Here is a 24,480-nt window from a genome sequence, read left to right as displayed (position 1 = left end):
CACCGCAGGGTGGCACACCGCGGTGCGCCACCCTGCGGTGCACCGGCGAGGATCCCGGCGGCCCACCAGAACGCCGGGGTGGAGCGCCGGGCTGGAACGCGGGGCGAACGCCGGGATCGAAATCTGCACGATGTCGCTCGTTGACCCTCTCACCGGTCCTGCCGCCCGCACCGGCCGCACCGCCCGAGCGCCCGTCCTGCCGACGTAGACCACCCTCACCCGTTCCACGCCCTCCTGAGAATCTGAGGGACAGTGGCCCGAAAAGCGTCGTGGACGGCGGAGTTCTGGACGGCCCCGCCCTTCCCGGAATCGCGAAAGTACACGCCCTCCGTGGCCAGGCCGCGAGCAGTGACCGCATCGAAGACGACACCGCTCCGGGTGGCCATCACGCTCCTCTTCCTGCCGCTGGTGGCGGTCCCCCTCGCCGGTCCAGTACGCAGCCCCATCCGGACGGACGTCGTGACGGTGCGGGGACGGTACCCGCCACCAGGGACGGGGCGGCGGAGACTGCGGTCAGCGGCCGACCGGGCACGCATTTCAACTTCCCTTCCGTGTACGAACGTTGGACGGACCCGCGATGCGCGAGGGGCGTGGCGAGCCGCAGGTGCGGACCAATAGGCGTGTACCTCGGGGTGGTTGGCGCAGCGACAACTCCAGTAATTCACCTAGGTGTTGTGGGCGATCAGGGATGTGACCGGGATGAGGTGGGGATGAGGGTGGCCGGGGGAGTGGGGGTGGACGCGCGGCGTGGAAATGCGGGCGCTGAGGCGTGCGTCTTCGGACAGGCTTCGCTTGCGCGACGGGTCCGGGAATGCCGGGCCGGCCCCGGGCGTTCTTGCTCACGGACACGAGGAGGAGCGGTCACTGTGTTGGATCCCCAGGGGTTGTACGAATGGGAGCCGAGCGGACTCGCGGCGGTTGAGGCGATCACCGCCAGGGACTCCGCCGGTCTCGTGCTGCTGTACCACTTCGACGGCTACATCGACGCCGGCGAAACCGGCGACCAGATCGTGGACCGGCTGCTGACCGGCCTGTCCCACCGGGTCGTCGCCCGTTTCGACCACGACCGGCTGATCGACTACCGCGCCCGGCGCCCGCTGCTCACGTTCGAGAGCCACCGCTGGACCGCGTACGAGATCCCCGGCATCGAGCTGCGGCTGGTCGAGGACGCGACCGGCGCCCCCTTCCTGCTGCTGTCCGGCCTCGAACCGGACGTGGAATGGGAACGCTTCGCGGCGGCCGTCCGCCAGATAGTGGAGCGGCTCGGTGTACGGCTCTCGGTCAATTTCCACGGCATCCCGATGGGCGTGCCGCACACCCGCCCCGTGGGCCTCACCCCGCACGGCAACCGCACGGACCTGATGCCGGGGCACGGCAGCTTCTTCGACGAGGCCCAGGTGCCCGGCAGCGCCGAGGCACTGGTCGAGTTCCGGCTGGCCGAGGCGGGGCACGACGTACTGGGTGTGGCGGCGCATGTGCCGCACTACATCGCCCGGTCCGCGTATCCGGACGCCGCGCTCACGGCCCTCGAAGCGGTGACCGCAGCGACCGGCCTGGTGCTGCCGAACGCGGCACACGCGCTGCGCACGGAGGCACTGCGCACGCAGGAGGAGATCGAGCGGCAGATCTCCGAGGGCGACGAGGAACTGGTCGCCCTGGTAAGCGGACTGGAGCACCAGTACGACGCGGTGGCCGGGGCCGAGACCCGGGGCAATCTCGTCGCCGAGCCGGTGGAGCTGCCCACGGCCGACGAGATCGGCCGGGAATTCGAACGCTTCCTGGCGGAGCGCGAATCCGACGGGGGCGGCGGAATCTGAGACCGGCGGGCGAGGGGCACAGTTGGAGGGAGGGGCAGGGGGAAGGGGGAGGGACAGGGCCGGAGGACTGCGGCTGGGCGTGTGGCCGATGCTGAGGTGGCGGGCTCCGTGCCAGGCTGGGGGCCTGGGGACTTATGGCTCGGCCCTTGAGGCTGGGACGGTGGACCGTCGTACGCCGGCAGCCTCGCGCAGCCCCGCCTACGCATCGGCGTGGCGCGGTTCATGGCCGCGAGCCGGTCGGCGCGAGCATCAGCCCGCCCCGGACACCAGCCCATACCGCGGGCCGCACGAAGGGCACCGCCCCGGCTCCGCGCCGCCCCACGGGCCGTATAGCGTGGGGCCATGGTGAAGGTGGGGCTGACCGGCGGGATCGGTGCGGGCAAGAGTGAGGTTTCGCGACTGCTGGCGTCGTACGGCGCGGTGATCGTGGACGCGGACAAGATCGCACGCGAGGTCGTCGAGCCGGGTACGCCCGGACTCGCAGCGGTCGTCGAGGAGTTCGGGGAGGACGTACTCGCCCCGGACGGGACGCTGGACCGGCCGAAGCTGGGCGCGATCGTGTTCTCCGACCCCGAGAAACTGAAGGCGCTGAACGCCATCGTGCACCCGCTGGTGGGCGCACGATCCGCCGAACTCGAAGCATCGGCCGGCCCGCACGCGGTGGTGATCCACGACGTGCCGCTGCTGACCGAGAACGGCCTGGCCCCGCTCTACGACAAGGTCGTCGTCATCGACGCCGCACCGCAGACCCAACTGGACCGGCTGGTGCGCCTGCGTGGCATGTCGGAGGACGAGGCGAAGTCACGGATGGCCGCGCAGGCCACTCGTGAACAGCGGCTGGCTGTCGCGGACCTCGTGATCGACAACGACGGACCGCTGGAGGCCCTGGAGCCCCAGGTCCGTGAGATGTGGGAGCGTCTGCGGGACGCCTGAAGCCGGGGGATAGCCTCACCGCCATGACAACTGACGATCTTGAGCCCAAGACCGCCGACACCGGACCCGGTTCTGCCCACGACAGCTCCGGACCGGCTCCCGCCGGGGATGCGTCGCTCGCGACGTCCGCCTCCTGCGCACCCTCCGATCCGGTCACGCCGTCCGCGTCTCCCGAGCATCCCGTGTCCTCTGCATCACCCATGCCATTTCGCGCTTCGTCTCCCGCGTCATCTTCCGCCTCGTTCGCTGTCAACATCCCGGGCATCGCGGACGCCGACCTGGAGCCCGAGCCCCTCGACCCCGAACAGGTCGTCTCGGGCGAGCCGGTGGTGACGGGCAAGGTGCTGTGGGAGTCTCCGGACGGCCGCCAGATCCGCGGAATCTGGCAGATCACACCGGGTGTGGTCACGGACACCGAGGCGAACGAACTGTTCGTGGTGGTCAGCGGCCGAGCGACCATCGAGATCGAAGGCGGCCAGGTACTCGAAGTGGGACCGGGCGATGCCTGCGTCCTGCACGAGGGCGACCGCACGCAGTGGACCGTGCATGAGACGTTGCGCAAGGCGTACCACATCAGCCTCTGAACAGCCTCTGGTGGCCAGTGCACCGACGCCGGCGTCGGCGTGCGGGACCGACGTCGGTCGGGCGCGCGGGGATAGGACCGGCTCTGCCGGGGAATGCCGCGACAGACGCGAGTGTTGTGTCGCACGTACCGCCGTACGGTGCATGGTCGCCTGCGGCCCTGCCCCGACGACAACGGAGAGGAGACGGCCGTGCCTGAGCGCAGTCCCGAGACGCACGTCATCGACTACCGCGCCGCGGAGCAACTGCTGGCAGCCCGAGACGCACGCGGGGCGATCCGGCTGCTGGATTCGGTCATCACCGCACACCCCGAGAACACCGCAGCCCGCTTGCTGCGCGCTCGCGCTTTCTTTCTCTCCGCTCAACTACGGCCCGCAGAGCTGGAATTCCAGATCGTTCTGGAACGGGAACCGGACAACGCCTTCGCGCACTTCGCCCTCGGCCGCACCCTGGAACGCGCCAGCCGCCCCGATGAAGCACTTCGCCACTTCCGCCTCGCAGCGGCCTTGGAGCCACGCCCCGAATTCCTTGCGGCTGCCCGGTTCGCCTCCAATGGGGAGAACGGGGGAAGTGGGGTGTAGCGGGGGGGTAGGCGGGTGGGGTGGGGGATGGGCGGGGGTGGGGAGCGGGCGGCGGTTGCTGCTTGTTGTGAGCCTTTCTGCTCGTCCCCCCGGGCCGCGCCCCCCCGCCCCCCACCCCCCACCCCACCCCCGCGAACCCTCGCCTCCCCTCCGTCGCGCCGCACCCCCACCCCGGCCTCACCTCGCGCACCTGTCGCTTGGCGTCCGCGTACTGTGCCTCGCTTCGGTTTACTTCGCTCCACGTGCCGCGGCCGGCTTGGAGCCCGTGTGTCTTGTGGAGCCGAACTGGGCGTGCACGCCCAGCTGTTGGTGGTCGCCGGTAGTTGAACTCCGTGCGGTGGTCGACTTCCTGCCTTGACCTTGACTCTCTGCTGCTCCAGCGCACCTCGCCACTGGTCGCAACCAGCCCCCTCCCCGACGGTTTCCGTGCGTGATGTGCCGTGCGTGAACCGCACAGGGAAGTGCGGGTGGTGTGAACGGATCAGCAGGGCAGGCACTGTCTTGCACGCGTGGATCGCCTCGCGCTCATGCATCACCTCCTGCTCATGCATCACCTCCTGGCATGGGAGCGCGTCGCTGTGAATCCGTGCTCGACGTGCCACGCATGGCGCGTCGTGTGTGAGGCGCATCGCATCGTGGTGTGCTTGGCGCCTCGCCAGGCCATCGGCGTATGGCCGGCGCTCGACGCGTGAGCTGTGGTTGGTGGCGTCGATCAGCGCGTCGCTCGTGGGTGATGTCCGCTCGGCCGGTGATCGGCCGGTGATCCGCTACGGTCGTGAGCCGCGTCGGCGGCCCGGGTCGTCGCGTATGCCGAATGCGTCGTTCCGGCCTCGGTCGGGCTCGTAGGGCGGTATGTCCCTGCCGGGCTGGTAGTGCGGTCCCTGGTGGATGTGGCGGATCACCATGGCCAGGTCCGTGGCTGCTACCAATGCCAGAGCGGCGCAGGCTGCCGCCCATTGGGGTCGGCCGGCCATGACGAAGGCGACGGTCCCGGCGATGGCCCATAGCAGTCCCCACAACGCCAGCCCACACCGCATTCTCAGCGGGCTGCGTGCGTGCAAGGGCTCATTTCCTGTGCGCATCGGCACCCATCTCCCCTCCCCAGCATCCTCCTGATCGACGCGTCAGTCACCTGTCCGCTGCGCCCCGTCCTTTCCGCTCCATCCGGTGGGTGGTCGTTGTCTGCCTCGCTTCGGTGGGCTCTCCGTGTTCTCCTCCTTTTCCGACTCTGTGGGGCGTCCTGTGGGGCGCGGGTCGCCCGCCGGGTGGTTGTTGATCCAGGACAGGCCGCCGATGTCGAGCTGTGTTCGGGCGCGTGTCACCGCTACGTAGGCCAGGCGCGCCTCGTCGACGTCGATCGGGCCGGGGAGCGGCGTTCCGGCCTCGTCGGCCTCGTCGAGATCGTCGGGGCCGGTGAAGTCGTCCGCGATGCACACGCTCGTCCACTCGCGGCCCTTGGCGCGATGGGCGGTGGACACCGTCACCTGGGCGGACTCTTCGGGGGACAGCCGGTCCAGGGCGTGCAGGACGGCTGCCGTGCCGTGCTCGTCGACCAGTTCCACCAAGGGCAGGAGATCACGCCCGGCCGGGTCGAACTCCGCGTACTCGCGGAGTTCCGCCCAGGACTCGAAGAGCATCAGTTCGGGGTGTGCGGTGCGCCGTCCCGATTCGAGGTCGTGGGCGGCGCGTGCCAGTGAGCGCAGTGCCTCGCCGCCGCCCGCGAGGGCGACCCGGTGGTTGGCTTCGAGCTGCCGTATCACCGCGACCATCGCCCCGACGTTCGTCCGGCACAGGATCGCCTCCGGGGCGTGGAGGGGACGCAGCTCGGTGGTGCGGTGCGGTGATCCTGTGAGGCGGATGGGGGCGTCGACGATCGCCAGCCAGCGGTTGGCCTCGGCTGCGAGCGCCGGCCCGAAGCGGAAGGAGCGGGAGAGGCTGAGCTGCGTGCCGTCGAAGCCGGTCATGACGTCGCGGGCGCCGCGCCAGCCGTAGATGGCCTGTGCGGAGTCTCCGACCAGCACCAGTTGGGCGTGGTCGCGCTGGGCGGTGAGGACCTGCTCGACCACGGGGTTGGTGTCCTGGGCTTCGTCGAGGAGCAGGAAGTCCGCCGGGATGACGGGTTCGCTGAGTGCCCACATTTTGAGGTAGTGGTCGTGTTCGAAGCGGACGACGCCGTGGTCCGGGTTCTGCAGGTCGGCCCAGGCTTTGCGTGCGTAGGGCAGCACGAGGTCGGCGAGTTGGGCGTGGAGGGGTTGGGATTCGGCTCCTCTCAAGGGCGGGACGTGGTGGTGGGCGATGTCTTTGTCGGCCGAGTGGCAGAAGCGGGTGACGGTTCGCAGGGCGGTGTGGGAGAGAGCCTTGTTGTTGACCTTGCGTGGTCCGATGCGTAAGTACATGCCGTCGTCGATGCCGAGTGCGGCCCCTGTGCGCCAGCCCGCCTGCCGTGGGGCGTTCATCCGTGCTTGGTAGTACCTGCCCACTGCGGCGTACGCGAGGGCGTGGGCGGTTCCGCAGGCGACTTCGGCGGGGAATGTGCGGGAGGCGTGGCGTGCGACGGTTCTGTTGAAGGCGATGTACCGGCCGAGCCGGCCCATTCGCTGTGCGGAGTGCGCGAGCATCGCGAGGGTTGTGGTCTTGCCGGTGCCGGCGCCGGCCTGGATCACGAGATGAGTGCCGGTGGGGAACGCGTCGGCCGCGGCGGTCTGTTCGGGGGTGGGGGTGTGCATGAGGGCTCCTCGCCGAGAAGGGGTAGTTACGGAGAGTGATCTACGTGGTCGACTGTAACCGACTGTGAGGGTGGGGAGGGAGAGGGTTTCGTGATCTGTGGATAACTTTCTCGCGTGCCCGCGGGGCGACCGTGCGGACCTTTCTGAGCTGTGGTTTCGTGCCGCCGGAGCGCTTTCTCCCTCCCTCGCGCGGGGCAGGAGGGGGCGCACCGCGGACGCATTGTCAGTGGCGTCTGCTTCCATCGGCATCACGCAGAGTTTCCGCGGCGGGAATGCCGCGGACGGGTCGCGAGAGACGGGGGAGCGGACAGATGGGCATCACGTCGGCATGGGGCATCAGCCCGCACGACGACAGCGTCATCAGCGCGCTGGAGCCGCGTATGCGGCCATTGATCGAGTCGGTCCGGGCCTTGCCGGAATCCCGCGAGCGATGGCAGCGCTGGGCGGCCGAGCCGCTGCCGGACCGGCGCGACTGGTACGGGCGTCGCGGCGGCGCGGGCCGCGCTGCGACGCCGGAGCGGGAGCGTGTCGACGCGCTGATCGATTCGTTCCACGACCTCACGCGCGCGGGGCCGTTCGACGAGCTCTACGACGGCAGGGACGATGACGACGACTTCTCGATCCTCGGCGACGTCTGGAGTGACGACTTCGGAGAGCTCGTCCCCTTCCTCGCGGTGCACTCCAAGGACTATGCGGTCCCGGCCCTCTTCCACGCGATCGGCAGCCGACGGGCGGCGCTGATACCGGGCTGGATCGGCAACTTCGTGCTCTCCGCGGAGCAGGTGCGCCAGAGCTTGCCGCGGATCGAGGCGGCCTTCTCCTTCACGGCGAAGCAGCGCGCCGCCGCCGAGGACCAGCTCTGGCTCGATGAGCCCCCGGGGGAGGAGAGCGTGCTCGACGGGCCGCTCCGCTGCTGGCGTGAGGCCGCGGCGCACGGCCTGGGACTGTGCGGCGCCGCCGTGCATGTCTGGTGATCCACTGGGCCGGCCTCCGGGGGGAGGCACGGCCGCCTGAACGACGCGGGGGAGAGCGTGCGTACGACCGTAGACTCGCAGGCCGGGGATGTCAGGGAAGTGAGCCGGGCGCGGTGGGCCCGGTGGGCGCCGCGTTCGGCGCGCAAGGATCCGGAAGCAGCAGGGGACGGCATGGTGAGGCAGCGGGAGGCGGTGGTCGGGGTGCCCCGACCACCGGTCGCATCGCCCGCCGTGCCCGCCTCGGCGGCGGGAGGTGACGCCGGACTCTCTGTGGCCGTGGCGGAGTGCGCCGCGGTGTTCCTGCCCGCCCTCCCGCCGCGCGCCGGGAAGGTCGCCTTCTGGCGGCCCGATGGCGGCCGGCTCCCCGAGGCGGCGGAGGGTGCGGCCGGCGGTGACGGGGCGGAGCCGGACGGCGCGGGTCCGGGAGGCGCCGGCGCCGTGCCCGGGCAGCTGACCGTTGCGCGGCGCCACGGTAACGGCGCGCGCAGCCGTAGCGTCCCGGCTCTGCTGCTCTCGCTGCCCGAGGCGGTTCCGCTGCTGGTCCGCGCCCGGCATGATCCCGCTGCCCACCCGGCCGCCGCTTGCTGGGGCGCAGCCGCACTCCACGCTCTGCATCTCGTCGCGCGCGGCAGACTGCTGCCGGGGCTGACCGCCGAGGACACCGATGCCTGGCGCGCCGGCCCCCTCGACCCCGACGACGTCGCACACCTCCGGGCCGTCGCCGCCGCCATGCCCGCCGAGGCGTATGCCGTGCCGCTCCCCGGCAGCCGCCCGCTCCGGCTGCCTGATCCGTTCGATCTCGTGCGGCACTTCGTGGATGCCGTCGTCGACACCCTGCCGCGCACACCCGCGGCCGAGCTGGTGGCCGGGGCACCGTTTGCCGCGACCGCCCCGCAGTGCCTTCCCGGTGCCCGCGCATGGGCCGCCGAGGTCGCGTCCGGTGTGGACGCGGGGGTGCGGCTCTCGCTGCGCCTCGACCTCGCGCCCCATCAGCTCTTCGACACCCGGGAGGACGGCCAGCCCGTCGATGCCGGGGAGGACGGCGCGGCCGACGGCGGTGACGACGGGTGGGGGCGGCCTCCCGGTGCGGCCGGAGCCGAGGAGCGCCGCGCGGCGGCGGCCGTGCTGCAGGTGCAGAGCCTCACCGACCCGACCCTGGTGGCCGACGCCCGGCAGCTCTGGGAGGGTGAGGGGGCCGATCACTTCGGGCCGCGGTCACGTGTCGACACCCTCCTCGCGCTGCGCCGCGCCGCCCGCGTCTGGTCCCCGCTCACCCGCCTCCTGGAACGGCCGGTGCCCGACGTACTACCGCTCGGCGAGGAGGAGTTGTACGAGCTGCTGGGGGAGGCCGCGCCCCGGCTGGGCGCCGCCGGTGTGGCCGTCCACTGGCCCAGGGAGCTGGCCCGGGGCCTGACCGCGGCGGCGGTGCTCCGGCCCGCGCCGGGCTCGGCCGCGGACGGTTTCGGATTCTTCGACGCCGGCGAACTGGCCCAGTTCCGCTGGCAGGTGGCGATGGACGGCGTCCCGCTCACCGAGGCGGAGATGGACGCGTTGGCCGAGGTGCACCGGCCCGTCGTACGGCTGCGCGACCAGTGGGTTCTGGTCGACCCCGCGCTCGTCCGCAAGGCGCGCAAGCGCGAACTGGGATATCTGGACCCGGCCGAAGCCCTCGCGGCGACGCTCGACGGCACCGCGGAGGTGGACGGCGAGGAGGTCGAAGTGGTGCCCCTGGGGGCCCTTGCCGCGCTGCGCGGGCGCCTCACCGCTCCGCCGGGCCCGCTGCCGCAGCCGCCCGGGCTGCGGGCGACGCTGCGCGACTACCAACTCCGCGGCATGGCCTGGCTCGACACCATGGCCGCCACCGGCCTCGGCGGCTGTCTCGCCGACGACATGGGCCTGGGCAAGACCATCACCGTCATCGCGCTCCACCTGCACCGCCGGCCCACCCAGCCCGTCCTCGTCGTCTGCCCCGCCTCGCTGCTCGGCAACTGGCAGCGCGAGATCGAGCGGTTCGCCCCCGGCACTCCCGTGCGCCGCTTCCACGGCGCCGGCCGCAGCCTCGACGGCGTGGCCGGCGGCTTCGTGCTGACGACCTACGGGACGATGCGCAGCAGCGCCACCCAACTGGCCGGACGTTCCTGGGCATGGGTGGTCGCCGATGAGGCGCAGCACGTGAAGAACCCGCGGTCGTCGACCGCCAGGGCGCTGCGCGGCATCAAGGCCCCGGCGCGGATCGCCCTCACCGGCACGCCCGTCGAGAACAACCTCTCCGAGTTGTGGGCCCTGCTGGACTGGACCACGCCCGGGCTCCTCGGCCCCCTGAAGACGTTCCGCGCGCTGCACGCCAGGGAGGTCGAGGGCGGCGAGGACCCGCAGGCGACGGAGCGACTGGCCCGGCTGGTGCGGCCGTTCATCCTGCGCCGCAAGAAGTCCGACCCGGGCATCGCGCCCGAACTCCCGCCCAAGACCGAGACGGACCACCCGGTTCCGCTGGGCCGCGAACAGGCCGCGCTGTATCAGGCCGTCGTCCGCGAGACGCTCGCCCGGATCGAGGCCGCCGAGGGCATCGCGCGGCGCGGCCTGGTCATGAAACTGCTCACCGCCCTCAAACAGATCTGCAACCACCCCGCGCAGTATCTGAAAGAGGCCGCCCCCGGGCTCGCGGCCCGCTCCGGGAAGCTCGAACTCCTCGACGAACTCCTGGACACGATCCTCGCCGAGGGCGGCGCCACGTTGGTCTTCACCCAGTACGTGGGCATGGCGCGGCTGCTCGAACGCCATCTCGCCACCCGCGGGATCTCCAGCCAACTCCTGCACGGCGGCACCCCGGTGGCCGAGCGGGAGAAGATGGTCGACGGCTTCCAGGCGGGCCGGGTGCCGGTCTTCCTGCTGTCCCTGAAGGCGGCGGGCACCGGCCTGAACCTCACCCGCGCCGGACATGTGATCCACTACGACCGCTGGTGGAACCCGGCGGTGGAGGAGCAGGCCACCGACCGCGCCTACCGCATCGGCCAGACCCAGCCAGTGCAGGTCCACCGGCTGATCGCCGAGGGCACCGTCGAGGACAACATCGCCCAACTCCTCACCGCCAAGCGGGCGCTCGCTGACGCGGTGCTCTCCGGGAGCGAGAGCGGGCTCACCGAGCTGACCGACGCCGAACTGGCCGATCTCGTGTCCTTGAGGAGGCCCGGATGAGTCCTGTCTTCCGGGGGCGTCCCGGCGCCCCGCGGCGCACCGCCGCGGCGGACCTGCCCGCCCGCGCGGACCGTTCGCGCACGTTCCCGCCGCTGCCGGATCGCACCGGTGCCGGGGAGCCGTTCGGCGTGTCCTGGTGGGGCGGCGCCTGGCTGGCGGCGCTGGAGAGCACCGCACTCGACGGTGCCCGGCTCGCCCGCGGCCGGACCTACGCCCAGGACGGCCATGTGGACACGATCAACATCACCCCGGGGCGCATCCTGGCGACCGTACGGGGCAGCCGACCCCGCCCGTACAGTGTCGAGATCCGCCTCGGGACGCTCTCCGAAGCGGGCTGGGAAGCCCTCCTGGACACCGTCGCCGCGGAGCCCGCGCACCTCACCGCCCTGCTGGCCAAGGAGCTGCCCCGCGCGCTGGCGGAGGCGGAGACGGGACTCCTCCCCGGGCCGGGCGACCTGGTGCCCCGGTGTTCCTGCCCGGACCACGGCAGGCCCTGCAAGCACGCCGCGGCGCTCTGCTTCCAGGTGGCCCGTCTGCTGGACACCGACCCGTTCGTCCTGCTGCTCATGCGCGGCCGCGGCGAGCGGGAACTCCTCGACGAGCTCTCGCGCCGGCACACCGCCCACACCGCGCGGGAGAGCCGGACCCCGACCGCTCTCATGGCGACGCCGCTGCCCGGAGGCGGTGCCTCCGCTGCCGCTCGCTCCGCGGTGCGACCGGGGCCGGCGGCCGGCCGGACGGGGGTGGCCGGGCCTTCCGGCGCGGTGGTGCCGGGCCCGCTCCCCACGGCCACGGAGGAGGCCGGACAGGCCACAACGGCCGCGTCGGCACCCCGCGGTGTCCTCGCCCGGGAAGCCCTGGGCGACCGCCCCAGGCCGCCGCTCCCGCCGCCCCTGGCGGTGCCGTCGGACCCCGGCCGCCCGCCGGCCCTCCCGGACACCGACGGGCTCCCGTTCGACGCGGCCACCCTCGAATTCCTGGCCGCCGACGCCGCGGCCCGCGCCCATGCCTGCGTCACCGCCGCCGGAGCCCCGGCCGCCGGGGACGTGCGCCCGACCGCCCCCGGCCCGTATCCGGCGCTGCCCCCATGGGAGGACGCCGTCCGCCTGGCCGCGACCGCCCACCCCACCGCCGGACTGACCGCCACCACCCGGGCCCTCTACCGCGACCTCGCGGCGACGACCGGCCGTACGCCCGCGGACGTCGCCCGGTCCGTCGCCGCCTGGCGGCAGGGCGGCCGTGCGGGACTCTCCATGCTGGAGGCCACCTGGAACCCCCCGGCCGGCGACTTCGACCGCGCCCGCAGCGCCCTGCTGTCCGCCGGCCTGCCCGCCCTGCGCCCGCGCCACAACCACCTCACCGACCCCGACCGCGGCATTCAACTACGCTTCGGCCACGACCACCGCTGGTACCCCTACGAATCCGAGCCCGGAACTGAGGACTGGTGGCCCGCCGGGCCCGCGGACCCCGACCCCGTAGGCGCGCTGAACTCCCTGGTGGCGCGATGACTAACCTCAGGGCCGTGGAAGGTCTCGACACACTCACCCGATCCCTCGCGCAGCGCACCCCCGAGCAGCTCGCCGCACTCCTCACCCGCCACGCCGAGCCGCTCGCCCGCCGCCCCGCCCCCACCCAACTGCGCGGCCTGGCCACCGCGTTGTGGTCATACGAGACCCTTCACCACCTGGTGCTGCACCTCGACCACCCCCGCCTGCAGGTGCTCGCCGCCACCGCCCGCATCAGCCAGGAGCGCGCCGGCCGTGACGCCCCCGCGCCCGCCGCCCCCGCCCCGGGCGCCGACTACCAGTCCCTGATGGCGCACCGGCTGTCCTTCCCGCACCTGGCCACCGAACCGGTTCCACCCGAGGACGTGTACGCCGCGCTCGGGGCCGCCGCACCCGGCCCCGAGCGGAGCGCCGCCGAAGCCGCCCTGGAATCCCTCTACGCCGACGGGATCGCCGCGCCCGGCGAGGACGGCGCCGTCGTCGTCCCGCCGCGCGTCCCGCAGCTCCTGGCCGCCCTCGACCTGGGCCCGTTCGCGGCGCACGCCCCGACGCCGGTCCCCGACGGTGCCCCCGGGCACCGCGACCGCCCCGGGGTGCCCGCCCCGCGGACCTCCCCGCACGACGAGTCCCAGACCGCCGCCGCCCACCTGGCCACCACCCTGGAGCGCCTCCTCGCCTCCCTGGCCGGGCAGCCCGCCGCACTGCGCAAGTCAGGCGGGCTCACCCTCCGCGAGATCAAACGCCTGGCCAAGGCCGCCGGCACCACCGAACCGCACACCCGCCTCCTCCTCGACCTCGCCCTCGCCGCCGACCTGATCGCGCTGACCCGCAGCCCGTCGGGGATCACCGCACTCCCCACCGGCGCCTACGACGACTGGCTCGGCAGCCCGCCGGGCTCACGCCTCGCTCCCGTACTGGCCGCCTGGTCCGGCCTCTGGGCCGTCCCCACCCACACGCCGTTCGGCGAGACCCCGACGGCCCTGGTCCGCGGACACGACCGGCACGCCCCCGCTCTCCGGTACGCCCTCCTGGCAGCCCTCGCCGACGTCCCACCGGGCGCCGGAGCCCCGCTGCCGCCCCTGCCGCCCACGGAATCCCCGGAGCAGGAGGACGCCCGCACCGCGCTGCGGCATCTCCTGCGCGCGGCGGACTGGCACCGTCCGCTCGGCGTCACCGAGCAGCCGATGGCCGAGGAGCGCGCCGCCCACACCCTCCACGAAGCGGCCCACCTCGGGCTCATCGCCCACGGCACCCTCACCCCCCTGGGCCGGGCCCTGCTCACCGACCCGGGGTCCCTCGAAGAGCCGCTGCGCGACCTGCTGCCGCCGCCCCTCGAACAGGCCCACTTCCAGGCCGATCTGACCGCCGTCGTCCCCGGCCGCCCCGCCGCCGCGCTCGCCGAACTGCTCGCCTCCGCGGCCGACCGCGAGTCCGAAAGCCATGCCGTGACCTGGCGCTTCACCCCTGCCTCGGTACGCCGGGCACTGGACACCGGCCACACCGCCGACACCCTCCACGACGCCCTCACCACCGTCTCGGCGACCGGCACCCTGCCCCAGCCCCTCGGCTACCTCCTCCAGGACGCCGCCCGCACCCACGGCCGGATGCGGGTGCTGCCCGCCGCCTGCTGCATCCGCTCCGACGACGAAGCCCTGGTCGGCGAACTCGCCGCGCACCGCGCCCTGCGGCAGCTCGGGCTGCGCGCCATCGCCCCGACCGTCCTGGTCAGCAACCGCCCCCCGGCCGCCACGCTGGACGCGTTGCGCGCCGCCGGCTACGCACCCGCCCTGGAATCCGACACCGGCACCACCACCGTCCAGCGGCTGCCCAGCCACCGCACCAAGACCCCCGCCCCCACGCGCGATCCGGGCGCCCCGCTCCTCCTGGCCCGGCGGCTCCTGGGGCTCCCGGCGGAGCCCCAGGAATCCCCCCGGACCGGAGGCGGCTGATCCGGTTCCGCCCAGGGACGGCGCGGCCCGCGGGGCTACTCGTACTCCGTGCCGCCCTTGCGGGTCAGATACGCGCCGCCCACCACCTTGGCGATGGCCCGACCGCCCAACTCCGCGCTGTAGCGGTCCTCCAGTGTTCGGACCACCACGCCCTCCCGGATGTGCACCGCCCGCCCCGACAGCGTCTCGCGGCCCTCGGCCAGCTCCATCACCCGCCGCGCGTCATACGGACCGCTGAACAGCGTCGGCACCACCGGAAGCCGGCCGTCCAGCACCGCCGTCAGCTCCTGCGGATCCAGCCAGCGCACCCGCCCGCCGGTCTCCACCGCGACGTCGAAGACCGCGTACGCGGGCGTGCCACGGCGGCTGTCCGCGCCGTACCCGAGGTCCTGGACGCCGTCGCCGTACACCTCGCCGTAGACGCCGACCCGCGACGCTCCCAGCTCCCCTGCGATGTCCGCCGCGACCCGGTCGACGCCGTGCCCGCGCACCGCCCGCCAGTACAGGTTCCCGGGATCCTCGGTCAGCGCCAGCCGCTGCGCGCCCAGCCCCTTGGACGTCACCAGTACGCCGTCGTCCTCGGCGCGGTAGGTCAGGCAGCAGGCTGTACCGTGCACCTTCTCCGTCACCGCCACCGGCTCCCCCTCGGCAAACACCGCCGGATACCGCTTCAGGTTCTCGATATCGATCCACGGCAGCAGATCGGGCGCCGGCTCCACTGCCCCGCTCATCGAAATCGGCACCGGTGGCACCCACTTCACGATCCCGAGCCGCGCCGCGAAATCGGTCCCGTCCCGGTGCGCCTGCGCCAGATCCACGCCCGCGAGCGCCCGGGGCCGGCAGACGACGCCCTGCGACAGCTCGCCGCGCAGCCGGATCGCCTTGACCCGGTTGGCCGCGGATCCGGCGAGCTTGCCGGTCAGGCCCAGCTCGGCCACCAGCTCCTCCGGGAGCACCGCCTGCTCGGGTACGTACACGGCGAAGTCGCCCGTCCGGTAGGCACCCTTGGCGACGACCGCGCGGTACAGCCCCACCTGCGCCAGCTCCAGCGCATCGGCGTCGGGATGCTCGTGAATCGTCAGTTCCTCGACCGTGACGCGCAGCGTCGACATGCCCGTTCCCCGTTCCTGCGTACGACATCGGGCGCCGCCCCGTGCGGCGCTCCGCCACCACCACTGTGATCGGGTCCCCACAACTCGGCGACCCAATTTCACCGTTGGCGACCGACCCTGACCGAGTGGCGGTCGGAGACGTGAGCCCCCACGTCCGCCGCGTCGCGTTGTCAGTGGCGTCAAGTAGCGTTTCGGGTAAGGCGTCGACACGGCCGGTACGGCGTCGGAAGGCTCTGCCGACGGCAGGGCAGCGGCGGAGGACGGGACCGAAGTGGGGGAGCACGCGGTGGGAGACGACGGGGCGGGCGACAGCCGGGTACGGAACGTTTTCGGCGGGACGGCACACGGGCCGGTGATACAGGCCGAGGTGATCGAGGGCGGTGTGCACATCCAGACGGAGCGCCCCGAAATTCCGGTGCCGCGGCAGGTGCCGACGGCGTCGGGGCAGTTCGTCGACCGCGAGCCGGTCATGGCGGCCATCAACGGCTGGGTGGGCGACGGCGGCGGAGTGGCGGTGCTCAGCGGGCTGCCCGGAGTGGGCAAGAGCGCGGCCGTACGGAAATGGGCACAGGAGGAGCGCGGTCGCTTCCCCGGGGGCGAGTTCTACGTCGACTTCGCCGAACTGCGCGCGCAGGCAGGAGGCGATGTCTCCGCCGGCGTGATCCGGTGCTTGCGGGCGCTCGGCGTCGAGGACTGCTATCTGCACGGCACGTTGGGCGAGTTGACCGCAATGCTCCGCACCAGGACGGCGGACAAACGGGTGCTGATGGTGCTGGACGATGTGACCGAGCCGGCGCAGGTCCGGGCACTCGTGCCGGGCGCCCCCGACAGCGTCGTGCTCGCCACGAGCCAGGCCGTGCTCGGTGAGCTGGTAGGGGCGGCCCACCTCATGCCGCTCGAACCACTGGCACCGGAACACGGACTGCAACTGCTCCGCCGGCTGTGCGGGGAGGAGCGCATCGCCGCGGCCGGGGAGGGCTCCGCCGAGCGGATCGTGGCGAGCTGCGGCGGGCTGCCGGTGGCGCTGGAGGTCGCCGCCGCGCGCCTGGTGATGCATCCACGTTTGCCCGTAGCGGCACTGGCCGATGAATTGGCCGATGACCGGCGCCGGTTGGACGCCCTGCGCCGGGGAAGGGAGCGCGCCGTGTCCGCTGTGTTCGGGGTCGCCTACGCGGGACTGCCCGAGGACGTCGCCCTGCTGTACCGGCTGCTGGGGCTGTATCCCGGCCGTCGCTGGGACGCGGAGACGGCCGCCGCCGCAGCCGGGACGGAGGTAGCCGCGGCAGCCGAACGGCTCGACGTCCTGGAGTCCGCGAGCCTGGTCACGGTGGCGGCCGACGGACGCTACGAGTTCCACGACCTGGTCCGGCTGCACGCCCGCGAACAGGCCGCCCGGGACGTGTGCGAGGACGAGCGCACCGCGGTCGTACGCCGCACCGTGGACCATCTGCTCACCCGCGCCGCCCAGGCCGACCTGGCCGTCATGGGCCGCCGGATGCGCATCGGCACCTACGTCGACCGGCTGGACGAGGCGGACCGGACGACCGCCTTCGGCAGCCGGGAGGAGGCGCTGGACTGGCTCGACGTCTGGCGCGGCGAACTGCTGTCCGCGCAGCAGGCCGCCGCCGGCCACGCATGGCACCGCCAGGTCGCGGAACTGGCCGAGGCACTGACCGCGCTCTTCCTCAACCGCAGATACCTCAACGACTGGGTCAAGAGCGGAGATCTGGGCGCGCGGCACGCCGGGGCGGACGGCAATCCGGCCGCCGAAGCCCGGCTGCGGGCGCTGCTGTCCCGCCCGCTGATGGACCGCGACGAACTGCGCCGGGCCCGCAAGGAACTGGACACGGCCGTCCAGCGTGCCGACGCGTCCGGGCACACGCTGCTGCGGGCCTCCGTCCGCGAGTTCTCCGGCCGCTACTGGGACCGCTGCGATCCGGCCCGCGCCATCACCACCTACGAGGAGGCGATGACGTACTACCGCGCCGCGGGCGACGAACGCGGCATCGCCATCGGCCTGTATTTCATGGGCTGCGCACAGCACGCCGCCGGCCGCACCGACGAAGCGCACACCACCCTCCAGGACGCCCACGCCCGGTTCCTGGCCATCGACGACCGCCGGATGGGAGCGCGAGCGCTGGCCGCCCTCGGGGGCGTGCGACGCGACCTGGGGCGGGGCGAGGAGGCGGTGGCGGCGCTGGAGGAGGCCGTGCGCATGCTGCGCGAGCGCGGCGCCGTCCACTATGAGGCGCAAGTGTGCGAGACGCTGGCGGAGCTGGCCGAGGCGCGCGGCGACCGGGCGCGGTGGCGGCGGTATGTGACGCGGGCGTGGGAGATATACGAGGCGGGCGGCGGGCCGCGCGCGGTGGAGCTGCGCCGCAGGCTGGCCGAGGCGGACGGCATGGATCCCGCGCACGGGGGAGAGGAGGCGGGCGGCTAGCGCCCGCCCTCCCGGACAGTCCCTTGGGGACAGGGCAGGACAGGGCAGGACAAGGTAGGGCCGGGACGGGACAAGGCAGGGCAAGTCAGGGCCGGAACCGGACCGGACCGGACTGCACTGCGGGTGTGGGGAGTTGACCCGTCAGTCGGTGGCGCCTGGCAGGTGGGTGCGCCGGGTGAGGTGGAGGGCGGCGTCCTCCGTGCGGTCGCCGAGAGAGAGGGCGACCAGGCCGTCCAGGGGGCGCCCCGCGCGCAGGCAGGCGTAGACGGCGGCGGCCAGGACGGCGGCGTCGTCCATGAGGCCGGTGGCGGACACCTCGACCGTCCGGCCGTCGGCGAGGCCGACCCGGCAGCCGCGGCCTGTGACGGCGGCCGCGGCGAGCAGGCAGCCGGGGTAGCGGGCGAGGGTGTCTTCGATCCACCGATCGGCTGCCACCGTGCCCTCGGCCGGTGTGCGGCGGATCAGGACGGAGGCGCTCTCCGGCCATTGCCGGTCCTCCTCGTCGTCCGCGCACGAGAGATGCCGGAACGGGCCCTCGGGAGCGTCGGCCCGCTCCACGGACGCATGGGCGGCGACGGCGGCCGGGGTGCGCTCGATCGACACCCGTGGACCGTCCGGCTCTTCGGAGAGGGAGGTGATCAGGTAGGTCGCGGTGACCGGCTCGGGACGGCCCTGCGGAACGGGCGGCTCCGGTGCCCGGCGCGGGGGCGGCGGACCGGCCGGTTCCGGGAGGCGCAGGAGGCCGTAGACGGCGGTCCGGAGCAGGTCCAGGGCGCGGCCCGGGGCGGCGAAGGCGTTCTCGCCGAGCTTCCGCAGTCGGTCGGCGGTGTCGTCGCCGGTCGGTTGCCCGGTAGCGAGGGCCCGTTCGATCTGGGGCCGCAACGGGGCCCCGGGGACCAGCCGCGGCGCGATCCGGCCCAGCTCCGCCATGGGAGTGCCCGCCACGGCCTCGTCCTCGCCGAACGCACCGAGCAGCAGGGGCGTACCGAGCGCGGCGCCGTAGAAGGTCACCGAGCCGTGGTCGCCGATCAGCAGGTCGGCGGCGAGCAGCGTGGCCTGCCAGCCCGCTGTCGGGGGGACGAGCAGCAGTCCCGCGGCACGGGCCGAGTCGAGGAGCGAGTGGAGGGCGTAACGGCCGTGGGCGGAGGTGATGTTGGGGTGGGTGATCAGTGCGACGGCGTAGTCGTCGAGGGGGAGTTCGGCCAGCAGCCGGGCAGGCAGTCCGGCGTCCCGGCCCAGGACCGAGCCGTCGCGCCAGGTGGAGCTGAGCATGATCAGCCGCCGGTCGTCCCCGACGCCGAGGGCCCGGCGGTAGCGTGCGCGCAGGGCCCGCCCGTCGAGCAGTGCGTCATAGCAGGGATCGCCGACGAGGAGGGTCTGCCCGGAGGTCGCCGGATGGGCGGCGGCGAGCTGGGCGGCCTGGTCCGGATGGGAGACCGCGAGCCGGGCTCGGCCACTGCGGAGCAGGGCGTCCGGTACGACCCCGGCGAGCCGGTCGCGGTCGCTGCGGGAGTCCGGGACGACCTTGTGGAAGCCGACGCCGTGCGGAAGGACCAGGACGGGCGCGGTGTGGTGCGGCGCGGCGAGGTCGGCGTTCTCGGAGGCCGTGATGATCAGGTCGGGGCGGATCCGAGCGAACTGCTGCCAGGGCAGGATGCGCGCGCCGACCGAGCGGAGCAGGTCGTGCACACCGTCGTTGAAGGCCGAGGTCGGGTCGAAGGCGAAGACCAGGGAGACCCGCGGGTCGTCGCGCAGCACCGGGCGGAGGACGTCGAGGACCCGGACGGTGGAGGTGACGGTCCGCGCGACGGCCACCACGAGGCGCTCACCGGGAAACGTCCGCCAGCGCTCGGGGTCCTCGCCCACGGGCACCCGCAGCGGCGGCAGCAGCCCCTCAGCGGTGTCGCGCCCCTCCGCACACGGGCACCCGCAAGCGCACCCGCACCCGCTCCAGCACCCGCCCCCGGTTCGCGGTTCGCGGTTCGCGGTTCGCGGTTCGCGGTTCGCGGCCAGGTTTCGTTTAGCGCGCAACACCGGTGTCCGCAACCCCCTGCTGGTGAAGGAACTGGCCGTGACGGGGCGGGTGCCGCCACTGCCCTTGGAAGGTCTCCCGGCGCCCCACCGTAGTTCAGGGCCCGCGCGACGGGGCCGCCAGGTGCCCCGACGTCAGCCGCCGCCCGGCTTGCGCCGGCCCGCGCCGCCGATGCGCCGCCGCAGGCCGGTCGGCCCGAACCCGAGGGGACGGGGCAGCCTGCGGGGAGCCGGTTCGTCGCCGCCTGCGGCGGCGGCCGACGGCTGCGCCGGGCCGGGCGCGGCGCCCCCGCGCGCCGCGGCGGCAGAAGCGGTCAGCATGGCCGAGACGGAGGACGGCGCCCCGGGAGTGCCCGAGCCCGGTGATCGCACCCCGGGCGGGGACGCGGCGGCGGACGGCACGGGAGCCGAGGCCACCGGGCGCGGCAGCCGGGCCACGGGAGCGGCGGGGGTCACCACATCGACGTAGGCCCGGCAGACCGGTGGCCGGCCGCCGGTGCCGCCCAGCACGCCGTGCAGGGCACCGCGTACGAAGCGGGAGGCCGGGGACGGCGACGGCTCGCCGGTGCCGGAGGAGAGGTCCTCGCCGGCGGCCAGGTCCCAGGGTGCCTGCACGATACGGCCGATGGCCCGCTGCACGCTGCGGGCGAGCGCGGGGTCGTCCATGCCGTACCGCCGCACCGCCTCGCGCAGCGCGGCGGCGCAGTGCGCGGCGATCGACAGTCCCTGCCCGCAGTCGGGGGTGACCGAGGCCACCGCGCCGCCCAGGGCGAGGAACCCGGTGGGCCAGCACGGCAGTTGCTCGTAGCGGTGGCGGCGGGCGGCGGTGTCGCGGGTCAGCCGTACCTCGCTCAGTGGCTCGGCGTCGGCGATGAGGTCACCGATGACGGAGTCCCCGATCGCACGGGCGAATGGCACGAACCGGTCGGCACGTTCCGAGGGCCGTTCGCCACCGGTGCCGCCACCGGTGAGCGTGACCAGCCAGCGGCCGTCCTCGATCGGTACCAGCGTCGCCGTCCGGGCCGGATACGGCCATTCCGGGGCCGGGCCGCCATGCGCACCGTCCAGGACGCGCGCGCCGCGGTCCGAACGGGCGGTGATCACGGGGATGTTGTCCGCTCCGGGAGGCGCGCGGAAGATGCGGGTCGCGGAGACGAGCCCGAAGTCCCGGACCTCCTCCGGGGCGGCCGGCAGGCCCAGGGCCGCCAGCCGGTCCGGAGTGGTGGAGCGGCGGCCGGTGGCGTCGACGACGAGGTCGGCATCCAGACGATACGTTTCGCCCGTGGTGGTGTCGCGGACCTGCACCCCGGTGACGTGCTCTCCGGTGCCCGTCAGCCGCTCCGCCTCCGTGCCGTCGAGCACCGTGACCCCGGGGAGCGCCGGCACCTGCCGGCGGATGACCCGGTCGAGCAGATCGCGGGAGCAGGCGAACACATACCGCGGGCGCGCCCGGCGGCCTAACCGGCCCTGCGCGGAGGGGGCGGCGGGCTCCGGCGGCACCGCGATCCGGCGGGCGCCCTCGGCCAGCCACGCCTCGGCCGCGCCGGGCAGCACACCCTCCACGACCCGGGCGCCCTCCGCCGCCAGCAGATGGGCGTGCCGGGGCTGCGGAAGGTCCGTCGGCAGTGTGGGAGTCCGCGGCAGCCGGTCCCGCTCGACCACGATCACATCGGCGTGCTCGGACAGCGCCGCGGCGGCGAGCATGCCCGTGAAGCCGCCGCCGAGGACCACGGCGAGATGCGGGTGCGTGAACTGGAGCCCGGCGCTGCCGGTGCTGCTCGACGCGTTCATGGGCAGTCCCCTTCTCGGCGGTGGCGCGCGATTCCCGGGTGGGACCGGGCCGCGTCCAGAAAGGGCGGTGCGGCATACGGCCGGGAGCGGCGGCGCGCGGCGGCGATGACGGCGTCGGTGGCGGCGGTGAAGTGCGCCGTCAGCGACNGGCCCCCGCCCCGGCCTCGGACGCCGAGGCCGATGGGGGCGGGGGCGGGGACGGGAAGAAGACCGTGGCCCGCGCCTGAGCCCGGGGCTCGCGCCTGAGCCCGTGGCATGGCTGCTCACTGGGGCCTGGCTGATCACTTGGGCCTGGCTGCTTACTGGGGCGGGGCCGATCTCGGCGGCTTGGGCCCCGGGGGGCCTCCCCCCCCGCCCCCCCCCCCCCCCCCCCGCCCCCCGATTTCCCCATCATGATTCCCCCTCAGGCCGTGTCCGCCCCGCCACCTGCCCGGCCACGCCCTCCGCCACTCCCCGCCCGGAAGACCGGGTGGGGTGGGTGAGCACCATTGCCTCGCGCAACGCGCTCCGCCTCTGGGAACGCAGCCGTCACATCTGGTCAACGGCGGACACACGACCGGATCGTAGGCGGCGGCGATCACTTCCGGTACCCGAATGCGAGTGAGGGATGTGTGGGAGCCATCCGCCGTATACCGCTGGGTAGATCCGAAGCAAAACGGCGTAATGGGCGGAAAGCGCCTCGCTCTTTTCTCGCGACGCGAGAAAGCCGATCGCAATGAGGCAGAAGGCGAACGACATTGGTCCAAGAAAGTCCGGATGGTTGGCGCGAAATGATCGGGTGACCGCGGTCGGGTGGACGCCGTGCCTACCCTGTGCGAGCACCGCACTGGAGAACCCGAGGGAGAGTCGTGCGCGCGATCGTGATGCGAGAATTCGGCGGCCCGGACGTGCTGCGGCTGGAGGACGTCCCCGAGCCGGAGCCCCGCGGCGGGCACACGCCGGTCGACGTGACCCTGGCCGGCATCAACTACGCGGACGTGCACGTACGCGGGGACTCCTACCTCGCGCCCGTCGAGCTGCCGTACATCCCCGGCAACGAGGTCGTCGGGACCACGGACGGCGGACGCCGCGTCGTCGGGCTCACCCGCGGCGGCGGATACGCGGAACGGGCGCTGCTGCACCGCCGCGTCACCTGGGACGTGCCCGACGCCGTCACCGACGCCCAGGCCGTCGCGCTGGCCCTGCAGGGCAACAGCGCCTGGCATCTGCTGTTCACCGCGCTGTGCGTCACCGCGGGCGAGACCGTCGTCGTACCGGCCGCGGCCGGCGGGGTCGGCTCGCTGGCCGTCCAACTCGCCGCGCGCGCCGGCGCGAAGGTCATCGGCCTCGCCGGCTCCGCCGAGAAGCGCAGGCTGGTGGAGGAACTGGGCGCCCACGCCGTGGTCGACTCGACCGCCGACGACCTGACGGAACGCATCCTGGAAGCGGCCGGCGGCCCCGTCGAGACGGCGCTGGAGATGACCGGCGGCGCCACCTTCGCCCGGACCCTGGCCGCCGTCGCCCCGCGCGGCCGGCTGGCCGTCTACGGCTTCGCCGGCGGCGAACTGGCGAGCGTGTCCACCCGGGACCTGATGGAGCGCTCCATCACCGTCTCCGGCTTCTGGCTGCCCCAGCTCTACGCGGACCGCACCGCACTGCCCACCTCCATGCGGGCGCTGTTCGACGCCGCCGCCGACGGCTCCCTCAAGCCGCTGACCGGCACCACCTACGCCCTCGGGGACGCGGCACGGGCGCACCACGACCTCGCCGCCCGCACCCCGACCGGGAAACTCGCCCTCGACGTCGCCCGATAGCCCCCGCGACAGGGGGCGCGGGGCGGCTCGCACCGCACATGCCGTGCGCCTTCGGGCGCGGACCACTGCCAGGGGAGAGAGCACACGATGGGCCGTCGCATCACGGCATCGCAGTCCACCGCTCCGGACGCCGCGCGGCACGCCGGCCGGTCCGGGAACACGCCGTCCACCGGTTCCCGGACGTCCGGATCCAGCCATGCCGAGCGGGTCTTCCTCGTCCAGGCGGCCTTCGCCGAACTCGGCGGATCCGCCCACGGACCGGGGGAGATCGCCGAGGTCACCGGCCTGGACGACTCCGTCGTCTACCGGATCCTGCAGTCCGGGATCTACCAGCGGATCTTCGAGCGGGTGGACCGCGGCCTCTACCGGCTGCGGACCTCCGCCGCCCAACTCGCCTTCACCGCCCTCGACCACCGCCTCGACGGCGCCCAGACGGTGCTCCGCGAACTGCGCGCGGCCACCGACAACGGGCTGGCCTTCCTCTACATGGTGGCGCCGTTCTCCGGCGCGCAGCGGCAGTGCGTCGACATGGCCGTCGGCGATTCCGACCTGGCCGAACTGGGCATGACGCCGCGCGACGTGCTGTCCGTGACCCGCTCCCTGCGCACCGGCGCCTCCGGGCGGACGATCCTCGCCTACCTGCCGGCGGTCCTGCAGCAGCGGGTGCTCGCCGAACCCGTCCCCGAACAGGCCGGCCCCGGCGTCTACCGGCACAACGACGCCCTGCTGGGCTCCCTGGCGGAGGTCCGCGACCTCGGATACGCGCTCGGCTACGAGGAGTGCATGGCCGGCTGGAACTCCTGCGCGGCGCCCATCATGTGGGACGGCTCGATCATGGGAGCGGTGCTGCTGCTCAAGCTCAAGTCCGTCATGCCCGTGGCCCCCGGCAGCGTGATCGAGGCGACGAAGGAGGCGGCGGCCGAACTCAGCCGCTACGGAGCGGCCCGCCCGGCCGCGGACGACGCCTGAACCGCGCCACCCGGCCCGCCCGCTGTTCATGACGCGGCTCGCCTCTCTACCGTGGCACCGGCAGCAGGACCACGCACACACC

Annotated in this window: 16 protein-coding genes; 11 read left to right on the top strand and 5 right to left on the bottom strand. The window is 73.5% G+C overall.

Features of this window, described 5'->3' with window-relative positions; genetic code table 11:
* Nucleotides 1-866: 866 nt before the first annotated feature.
* From ACO1BR_RS00855 to ACO1BR_RS00840, 4 genes are all read left to right on the top strand, one after another.
* Nucleotides 867-1,817, top strand: coding sequence for a PAC2 family protein (locus tag ACO1BR_RS00855; protein WP_426793067.1), 951 nt, complete (start codon nt 867-869; stop codon nt 1,815-1,817).
* A 342-nt stretch (nt 1,818-2,159) separates the two neighbouring features.
* Nucleotides 2,160-2,750, top strand: a complete 591-nt coding sequence (gene coaE / locus ACO1BR_RS00850; protein ID WP_426793066.1) for a dephospho-CoA kinase — start codon at nt 2,160-2,162, stop codon at nt 2,748-2,750.
* Nucleotides 2,751-2,950: 200 nt separating this feature from the next.
* Complete coding sequence (locus ACO1BR_RS00845) at nt 2,951-3,334, top strand: cupin domain-containing protein (RefSeq protein WP_426793065.1); 384 nt, start codon at nt 2,951-2,953, stop codon at nt 3,332-3,334.
* Nucleotides 3,335-3,523: 189 nt separating this feature from the next.
* Nucleotides 3,524-3,913, top strand: a complete 390-nt coding sequence (locus tag ACO1BR_RS00840; protein WP_426793064.1) for a tetratricopeptide repeat protein — start codon at nt 3,524-3,526, stop codon at nt 3,911-3,913.
* 767 nt (nt 3,914-4,680) lie between these two features.
* On the opposite strand, the gene ACO1BR_RS00835 is transcribed toward ACO1BR_RS00840, so the two are convergent.
* Nucleotides 4,681-4,995 carry a DUF6343 family protein gene (locus ACO1BR_RS00835; protein WP_426793063.1) on the bottom strand — a complete coding sequence of 105 codons (315 nt, stop codon included), beginning with the start codon at nt 4,993-4,995 and terminating at the stop codon, nt 4,681-4,683.
* 42 nt (nt 4,996-5,037) lie between these two features.
* Nucleotides 5,038-6,639: a UvrD-helicase domain-containing protein gene (locus ACO1BR_RS00830; protein ID WP_426793062.1), complete on the bottom strand. Its 1,602-nt coding sequence runs from the start codon at nt 6,637-6,639 to the stop codon at nt 5,038-5,040.
* Between the two features lie 311 nt (nt 6,640-6,950).
* Between ACO1BR_RS00830 and ACO1BR_RS00825 the strand changes: the two genes are divergently transcribed.
* From ACO1BR_RS00825 to ACO1BR_RS00810, 4 genes are all read left to right on the top strand, one after another.
* The gene (locus ACO1BR_RS00825) at nt 6,951-7,613 is read left to right on the top strand and encodes a hypothetical protein (protein WP_426793061.1); all 663 of its coding nucleotides are present in this window, start codon (nt 6,951-6,953) and stop codon (nt 7,611-7,613) included.
* Nucleotides 7,614-7,784: 171 nt separating this feature from the next.
* Entirely contained in the window at nt 7,785-10,808 is a 3,024-nt protein-coding gene (locus ACO1BR_RS00820) for a DEAD/DEAH box helicase (protein WP_426793060.1), read from the top strand.
* Nucleotides 10,805-12,316 carry an SWIM zinc finger family protein gene (locus tag ACO1BR_RS00815; RefSeq protein WP_426793059.1) on the top strand — a complete coding sequence of 504 codons (1,512 nt, stop codon included), beginning with the start codon at nt 10,805-10,807 and terminating at the stop codon, nt 12,314-12,316. Before ACO1BR_RS00820 ends, ACO1BR_RS00815 begins: the two co-directional genes overlap by 4 nt.
* Nucleotides 12,317-12,330: 14 nt before the next feature.
* The gene (locus tag ACO1BR_RS00810) at nt 12,331-14,262 is read left to right on the top strand and encodes a helicase-associated domain-containing protein (protein WP_426793058.1); all 1,932 of its coding nucleotides are present in this window, start codon (nt 12,331-12,333) and stop codon (nt 14,260-14,262) included.
* A 35-nt stretch (nt 14,263-14,297) separates the two neighbouring features.
* On the opposite strand, the gene ACO1BR_RS00805 is transcribed toward ACO1BR_RS00810, so the two are convergent.
* Entirely contained in the window at nt 14,298-15,374 is a 1,077-nt protein-coding gene (locus ACO1BR_RS00805; protein WP_426793057.1) for an RNA ligase (ATP), read from the bottom strand.
* A 286-nt stretch (nt 15,375-15,660) separates the two neighbouring features.
* Here ACO1BR_RS00805 and ACO1BR_RS00800 point away from each other — a divergent pair, with 286 nt between their 5' ends.
* On the top strand, nt 15,661-17,814 hold the full coding sequence (locus ACO1BR_RS00800; RefSeq protein ID WP_426793056.1) for an NB-ARC domain-containing protein: 2,154 nt from the start codon (nt 15,661-15,663) through the stop codon (nt 17,812-17,814).
* A gap of 141 nt (nt 17,815-17,955) precedes the next feature.
* Here the strand turns inward: ACO1BR_RS00800 and ACO1BR_RS00795 are convergent, their stop codons facing one another.
* Together ACO1BR_RS00795 and ACO1BR_RS00790 are read right to left on the bottom strand one after the other, a co-directional pair.
* Complete coding sequence (locus tag ACO1BR_RS00795) at nt 17,956-19,680, bottom strand: CDP-glycerol glycerophosphotransferase family protein (RefSeq protein ID WP_426793055.1); 1,725 nt, start codon at nt 19,678-19,680, stop codon at nt 17,956-17,958.
* Between the two features lie 300 nt (nt 19,681-19,980).
* Nucleotides 19,981-21,636: an FAD-dependent oxidoreductase gene (locus tag ACO1BR_RS00790; protein WP_426793054.1), complete on the bottom strand. Its 1,656-nt coding sequence runs from the start codon at nt 21,634-21,636 to the stop codon at nt 19,981-19,983.
* Nucleotides 21,637-22,484: 848 nt separating this feature from the next.
* Here ACO1BR_RS00790 and ACO1BR_RS00785 point away from each other — a divergent pair.
* Both ACO1BR_RS00785 and ACO1BR_RS00780 read left to right on the top strand, forming a co-directional pair.
* On the top strand, nt 22,485-23,429 hold the full coding sequence (locus ACO1BR_RS00785) for a quinone oxidoreductase family protein (RefSeq protein ID WP_426793053.1): 945 nt from the start codon (nt 22,485-22,487) through the stop codon (nt 23,427-23,429).
* Nucleotides 23,430-23,516: 87 nt separating this feature from the next.
* Nucleotides 23,517-24,398, top strand: coding sequence for an IclR family transcriptional regulator domain-containing protein (locus ACO1BR_RS00780; protein WP_426793052.1), 882 nt, complete (start codon nt 23,517-23,519; stop codon nt 24,396-24,398).
* Nucleotides 24,399-24,480: the final 82 nt, after the last annotated feature.

This window comes from Streptomyces sp. YGL11-2, from assembly GCF_050054615.1.
Lineage (GTDB): Bacteria > Actinomycetota > Actinomycetes > Streptomycetales > Streptomycetaceae > Streptomyces.
Note: the sequence above shows the minus strand (reverse complement) of the source record. Positions and strands in the feature narration are given on the sequence as shown.

Excerpts from the sequence above, each read along its gene's own strand:
- ACO1BR_RS00790 (WP_426793054.1), bottom strand. The coding sequence starts at position 21,636 with ATGAACGCGTCGAGCAGCACCGGCAGCGCCGGGCTCCAGTTCACGCAC.
- ACO1BR_RS00845 (WP_426793065.1), top strand. The coding sequence starts at position 2,951 with ATGCCATTTCGCGCTTCGTCTCCCGCGTCATCTTCCGCCTCGTTCGCT.
- ACO1BR_RS00830 (WP_426793062.1), bottom strand. The coding sequence starts at position 6,639 with ATGCACACCCCCACCCCCGAACAGACCGCCGCGGCCGACGCGTTCCCC.
- ACO1BR_RS00780 (WP_426793052.1), top strand. The coding sequence starts at position 23,517 with ATGGGCCGTCGCATCACGGCATCGCAGTCCACCGCTCCGGACGCCGCG.
- ACO1BR_RS00805 (WP_426793057.1), bottom strand. The coding sequence starts at position 15,374 with ATGTCGACGCTGCGCGTCACGGTCGAGGAACTGACGATTCACGAGCAT.
- ACO1BR_RS00825 (WP_426793061.1), top strand. The coding sequence starts at position 6,951 with ATGGGCATCACGTCGGCATGGGGCATCAGCCCGCACGACGACAGCGTC.
- ACO1BR_RS00815 (WP_426793059.1), top strand. The coding sequence starts at position 10,805 with ATGAGTCCTGTCTTCCGGGGGCGTCCCGGCGCCCCGCGGCGCACCGCC.
- ACO1BR_RS00835 (WP_426793063.1), bottom strand. The coding sequence starts at position 4,995 with ATGCGCACAGGAAATGAGCCCTTGCACGCACGCAGCCCGCTGAGAATG.
- coaE (WP_426793066.1), top strand. The coding sequence starts at position 2,160 with ATGGTGAAGGTGGGGCTGACCGGCGGGATCGGTGCGGGCAAGAGTGAG.
- ACO1BR_RS00820 (WP_426793060.1), top strand. The coding sequence starts at position 7,785 with ATGGTGAGGCAGCGGGAGGCGGTGGTCGGGGTGCCCCGACCACCGGTC.